Source organism: Oscillibacter sp. (genome assembly GCF_032018205.1).
Taxonomy (GTDB): domain Bacteria; phylum Bacillota; class Clostridia; order Oscillospirales; family Oscillospiraceae; genus Oscillibacter.
Genome location: NZ_DALZOY010000022.1, coordinates 23,962 through 29,964 on the forward strand (window position 1 = coordinate 23,962; position 6,003 = coordinate 29,964).

The following is a 6,003-nucleotide window of genomic DNA, read 5'->3' on the forward strand; positions in this document are numbered from 1 at the left end:
ATGAAAAAGGAGTTCATCCATGAGTAACAAACTTTTCCGCAGAGGAACGGCGCTTCTGCTCTCGGCGCTGCTGTCCGTCTCCCTGATCCTTCCCGCGGCGGCGGACGAGACAGTCCCCCCCCCCGCCGGACCGGACCTCTCCGGCCTTTCCGTCAGCTTCAGAGACGGCACCAGCGAGCTGCTTCTCAACGAGAGCAGCCGCACCGTGACCGCAGTCGTCTCCGGCGCGCCCACTGACTCAACCGTGACTTATTCCTACGCCTGGACCAGCGGCAATACCGCCGTGGCCTCGGTCAGCGGCGTGGAGGAGACGGTTTCCATTCTCCGGGGCGAACGGCCCGGACGGACCGACGTTTCCGTCACCGTGACCGCCGCGTGGGCCTCGGACCCCGCCATCACCAATTCCGCTACTATCAGCCGGAGCGTGCTTCTTCCGGGCATCGTCCTCAGCAGCGCATCCCTCTCTATGAAAACACAGGAAAGCCGTCAGCTTACCGCCTCGGTGTTTCTTCCCATCGGCATTGACGAGACAGTGACGTGGAGCAGCAGCAACGAGTTGATTGCCCGGGTGTCTTCCAGCGGCCTTGTGACCGCTGGAAGCGCCGGGACCGCCATCATCACCGCCACGGCTGGCGCTTATTCCGCCACATGTCAGGTCACAGCGGAGGAAGCTGTTGCAAATGTTATTACAGAATCCGCCCGGAACGACAATCCTCTGGCCTTTTCCTATGTCGCCGGAAGAATCAACACCGAGTGCAGCCGGGTGCTGCAATCCTCCCTGTCCTATGTCACGGGGCTGTATGTCCCTGCTTCCGCCGGAACGCTGTATTACGGATATGTCTCTGAGGGCGTTCCCGGCGCGGGTGTGGGGTCCAACGAGGATTATTCCTACTCAGGCGACAGGGGAACCCGGTGGCTTTCCGATGTGACCTTCGTCCCCAAGGCGGATTTTTCCGGCACCGCCGTCATCCGCTACACCGGCTACGATTCCTCCTCCACCCCCCGGGCCTTTCAGGGAACCATTGAGGTAAACGTCGCCGCCGTCTCCGGCATCAGCTATTCCACCACAGGGCGAAGCCGTGTAGATTTCAACGACGCGGATTTCAGCGCGGTCTGTCAGGCCGCCACCGGCCATGAGCTGCAATACGTGACCTTTTCCCTGCCCTCGACCTCCAAGGGGACTCTGTTCTACAAATACAATGGCAGCGACCTTGACAACAAGGTCACCTCCGGAACAGCCTATTACCGCAGCAAGTCCCCCCTGCTCTCTGACGTGACCTTCGTGCCCGCGGATGGGTATTCCGGCACGCTTTCCATCTCCTATACCGGCAGGGACACCAATGGAAACTCCTTTGGCGGGTCTGTTTCCATCACCGTTTCCACCAGCGCGGGCAGCCGGGGGAACATCCAATATTCCACCTCGAAAAACCGATCCGCCCGGTTCAACGCCAGCGATTTTAATAGTTTGTGCGAGGACGTGCTGGGCGTTCGATTGCAATACGTCCGCTTCACTCTGCCCGCCTCTTCCGTGGGGACGCTGCGGTATAACTACAGCTCTTCCAGCAGCGCCGGAAGCTATGTTTCCTCCTCCACCAGCTATTACCGCTCCTCCTCGCCGTATCTTGACAACGTGTATTTCGTCCCCGCCTCCGGCTGGACCGGAACGGCGGACATCTCCTTCACCGGGTACGGAAGCAACAGCCAGAGCTTCACCGGCGTTGTCACTGTGGACGTGGATTCCACTTCCTCCTCCGGCACGCTGTCCTATTCCACCCGGCGGGACACCGCCGTGCGGTTTGACGTGGACGACTTCAACACCCGCTGCGACGATGAAACCGGTCAATGGCTGAACTATGTCAGCTTTACCCTGCCCTCGTCTTCCTACGGGACACTGCGGTATAATTATTATTCCTCTTCCAGCACCGGCAGCTCTATTTCCTCCTCCACCAACTATTACCGCTCCTCCTCGCCGTATCTGGATAACGTGTATTTTGTTCCCGCCTCCGGGTGGAGCGGTACGGTGGATATCAGCTTTACAGGATACAGCACCGGCGGCCAGCGATTTACCGGCACGGTGCGGGTCACCGTCCGAGATTCTGCCGCAGGCGGCGTGTCCTATTCCACAAAGCAGGATACGCCCGTGAATTTCTCTGCCAACGATTTTGATACGGTGTGTCGGGAGGAGACGGACCGGAACCTGAATTACGTCCGCTTTACCCTGCCTTCCTCCTCCGTGGGGACGCTGCGCTATAATTACAGCTCCTCTTCCAGCACCGGCAGCGCCGTCTCCGCTTCCACCGGCTATTACCGCTCCTCTTCGCCCTACCTCAGCAACGTCACCTTCGTCCCCGCCTCCGGGTGGAGCGGCACGGCGACGATTTCCTACACCGGCTATGACACCAGCGGGCAGCGCTATACCGGCTCCGTAAGCGTGGAGGTAAAACAGGCGGCGTCTGCGGGCGTAATCTACTACACCGTTTCCGCCGGAAAGGCCGCGAAGTTCGACGTCTCCGCATTCCAGCTTGCGTGCAGTGCCCGGGGCGCAGGCTCCTTTGTCAGCGCGGCCTTTTCCCAGCCCTCCTCCAGCGTGGGGCAGCTTCGGTATCAGTACACTTCCTCCTCCGCGCCCGGCACGGCCGTGACCTCCGGAGCAACCTATTCCGCCTCCGGTTCACCGCTGGTTTCCAACCTGTCCTTTGTCCCCGCCGCAGGCTATACCGGCACGGCCACCATTCCCTACACGGGAAAGGACAGCCAAGGCAACTCCTATTCCGGCTCCGTTGTCGTCACCGTCACCTCCGACGCTAAGGCAAGCTCCTTTACCGACATGGGGAATTACACCTGGGCCTCCTCCTCTGTGGAATATCTGTATTCCGCCGGTGTGGTAAACGGCACGGGCGGCGGCGCCTTTTCTCCCGGCGCGGCCATCACCCGGGGCAGCTTTATGCTGATGCTGGGCCGCGCGTTTCAATTCACTGCCTCCGGCGGCCCGGGCTTTGCCGATGTGCCGGCGGGCAGCGTCTATGCCGAAGCCGTGAAGATTGCGCAGGCGCTGGGCATCGCCCAAGGCAGCGGCTCCTCCTTCTATCCGACCCAACCCCTTTCCCGCCAGCAGGCCGCCGTATTTCTTGCCCGGGCCATGCGGGCTTCCGGCTGGAGTCTTACGGCGGGAAGCAGGTCCGATCTCTCCGGCTTTTCCGACAGCGCCGCCGTCTCCGACTACGCGGCGGCCGATCTGGCCGCCATGGTGCGCCTTGGCGTTTTTCAGGGCGGAAGCAACGGAAAGCTGAACCCCCAGTCCTCCCTTACCCGCGCGCAAATGGCCGTGATTCTCTGCCGCGCCATCACGCTGTAAATTCAGTTCTAGAAGGAGTTGCTGTCTATGGCATACAAAACAACCGTTCCGGAAGCGGACGAGGGGCCTTGCGCGGCCACTCCGGCGGACCTGCGTGAAGCGGTGGGTCACCTGTGCGAGGTGCGAAAGCCCAATGACAACAAGCTGGTTTTTCTGGGACGCGTACAGGGAACAGACAACGGCGCGCTGGCAATTTTCCCCGCTGGAGGGCGGGAGGCCCCACCCGTCATCTACAATGATGACTTCAAGCTCATTTTGCATATTCCCCGAAAATCCACACAGGTGTGGCTGGGAAAGATTCACGGCAGTTCCCACTCTTTCTGGAAGCTTGGCAGCCTGTCAAAATGCCATCAGCGGGAGCAGCGGGTGAACTTTCGCCAACCGGTTTCTCTGCGGGCCAACGCGCTGTGCATCAACGCCCTGTATCCCGAAAGCGTTCGGGGCGAAGCCCAGTATTACGCCCGCTTGTGCAAGGTAGTAGACGTGAGCCTGGGGGGCGTGCAGTTGCGCAGTCAGGACCGTTACCGCCCCGGCGATCACCTTTTGCTGACCAATCTTTGGCTGGATGAGTCTCAGTCTCAGCCCTTTGTGTTCACTACACAAATCTGCTGGGCACAGCCGGTCAACAAGGTGGAGACCCGGTTCGGCTGCTTTTTCGAGTCTATGAGCATCCGGGACGAGGACCGGCTGTGTGCCGCCATTTTGGAGCTTCAGCGGCTGGACCTTGCCAGCCGCAGCGGATAAACCTGCGGCTGATGTAAAGATGGAAAACACGATTTTCGGATATACGTTACAAAAAGGTCCGTTGCCTGTGGGCAACGGACCTTTTTACTCAGGTTTTCTGGCCCTCCGGCTGCTTGGCGGCCTTCAGCGACTGAAAATATGCCCTATTGTGCAGCATTGCGGAGTCCTCCGGCTTTATTCTCCCAGCCATCTCATTGTACTGCTCCGCAGTCTGGGTCTGCCCCAGCTTGTCGAGACACACCGCAAGCTCAATGCAGGGAATAAAGCCCCAGCAGTCCTCTCGGAAGAACCCCCAACTGTTTTCCGGCCGCTCCAGCATTCCGGCCAGACGGAACCAGAAAACAGCTCGTTTGAAGTCTTTCTTTTCCTTCCATGCATAGCCCAGTGCACAGCACGTTTCTGCCCTGGGTGTGTCATAGCTAAAGGCGCGGGTAAGGACCGTCAACTGCTCCTGCCGCCGGTTTTCCCGGCGATAGCATTCCCCAAGCTCGTTGCAGGCGGCAATGTTGTCCTCCACCCAGCCCTTGCCGCCGTCAAGAAACAGGCTGAAATACCGAATCGCCTCGGCGTATTGGGCATGGTCTTTTAGCTCCCGGGCGTAATAATACAGGCCCCGGGGCGTCAGCTCTCCTCCGCCGTCCAGAATCCGCCGGTAAATGGTGAGATTGCGGTCCGACGAGGATGCTTTTTGCTTTCGGTGCGTCACCGCGATATCCGTATGAATGATTTTTCCACCGGTGGCAAGATATTCGTGCACCGGCTCTCTCCACAAAAACTGCCGTTCCCGCCGTGAAAGCCGCTCCCGGTAATAGCTGAAAGTGACGGCTCCGCTTTTATCAAAGGCGATGTTGTATTTCATCATCACCGCATCCACAGCGGGGTCCAGCTCCTCTTTGAGCTTTTTTAGCTTTTCCCGGTCCTCGGGCAGCAGCACGTCGTCGGCATCCAGCCAGAGGATATAGTCCATTGTTGCCTTGGAAAAAGAAAAATTGCGTGCCGCGGAAAAGTCGTCTACCCATGAAAAATCAAAAATTTTGTCTGTAAATTTACCTGCAATTTCCTTTGTGGAATCCGTGGACCCGGTGTCCGCAATAATAATCTCGTCCGCAATACCCTCCACGGAGGAAAGGCAGTCTGCAAGTTGCGCCTCCTCGTTTTTGACAATCATGCACAAGCTGATGGTATTCATCCGCATTTCACCTCTCGGAAAAAATTAAGTATCGGCCCGCCCGCGTGGGGGCGGGCGGGCCGTCTGACGGACGTTCCGTCTGAAAGCGCTTCAAAAATCAGGCAATGTTCACGCCGCCGCTGGCATAGCCGTTGACCACGGTAGCCAGGGCAAGCCCTGTGGCAGTTACGGAGAACACCAGCAGCAGCCGGGTCTCCGCCGTGACGGGAATGTTCAGACCGGTGAGCGACCCAAAGGCAACTTCTCCGATTGCCACCACTCCGCTGTACGTGGGAGCCAGCGCCACTGCCGTCCCGGAAACGGGCGAGAAGGTGTTATCGGGCGTGGTGGAGGCATAAAGCTGGGCAGTGACAGTCACTTCTCCGCCAAGCAAAGACAAGGCAACCACGGTGCTGAAATACGCGGTGATATCCGTGATAACCCCATCTCTGGGCATGGAGAAGGACATATTGGCCAGCAGCCCCGCCGCGCCGGTGAGGTCGATGGTTGCGCCCAGAATATCAGGCAGAACCGCACTGTTGCCGAAGCCCACCACCGCAGGCACGCCCACAAGGCCCGCCGCCAGAGTTGTCGGAGCAACAGGGAGTCCAGATGCAAAGGGGATAATCGCGCCGGAACCAGTGGGACCGGTAGGTCCGTCGGGGCCGGTGGGTCCGTCGGGGCCGGTAGGTCCGTCGGGGCCGGTGGGACCGTCGGGGCCGGTGGGACCGATAAG

Annotated in this window: 4 protein-coding genes; 2 read left to right on the top strand and 2 right to left on the bottom strand. The window is 59.5% G+C overall.

Annotated features, from left to right (window positions below; all coding sequences use genetic code 11):
- Positions 1-19 precede the first annotated feature (19 nt).
- Positions 20-3,355 carry an S-layer homology domain-containing protein gene (locus RTU96_RS13705; RefSeq protein ID WP_312637207.1) on the top strand — a complete coding sequence of 1,112 codons (3,336 nt, stop codon included), beginning with the start codon at positions 20-22 and terminating at the stop codon, positions 3,353-3,355.
- A gap of 27 nt (positions 3,356-3,382) precedes the next feature.
- On the top strand, positions 3,383-4,099 hold the full coding sequence (locus tag RTU96_RS13710) for a PilZ domain-containing protein (RefSeq protein ID WP_312637208.1): 717 nt from the start codon (positions 3,383-3,385) through the stop codon (positions 4,097-4,099).
- Positions 4,100-4,187: 88 nt separating this feature from the next.
- Here RTU96_RS13710 and RTU96_RS13715 read toward each other — a convergent pair whose 3' ends face one another.
- The gene (locus RTU96_RS13715; RefSeq protein ID WP_312637209.1) at positions 4,188-5,288 is read right to left on the bottom strand and encodes a glycosyltransferase family 2 protein; all 1,101 of its coding nucleotides are present in this window, start codon (positions 5,286-5,288) and stop codon (positions 4,188-4,190) included.
- A gap of 97 nt (positions 5,289-5,385) precedes the next feature.
- Positions 5,386-6,003, bottom strand: a 618-nt coding sequence (locus tag RTU96_RS13720) for an exosporium glycoprotein BclB-related protein (protein ID WP_312637210.1), incomplete at its 5' end; no start/stop codon positions are given.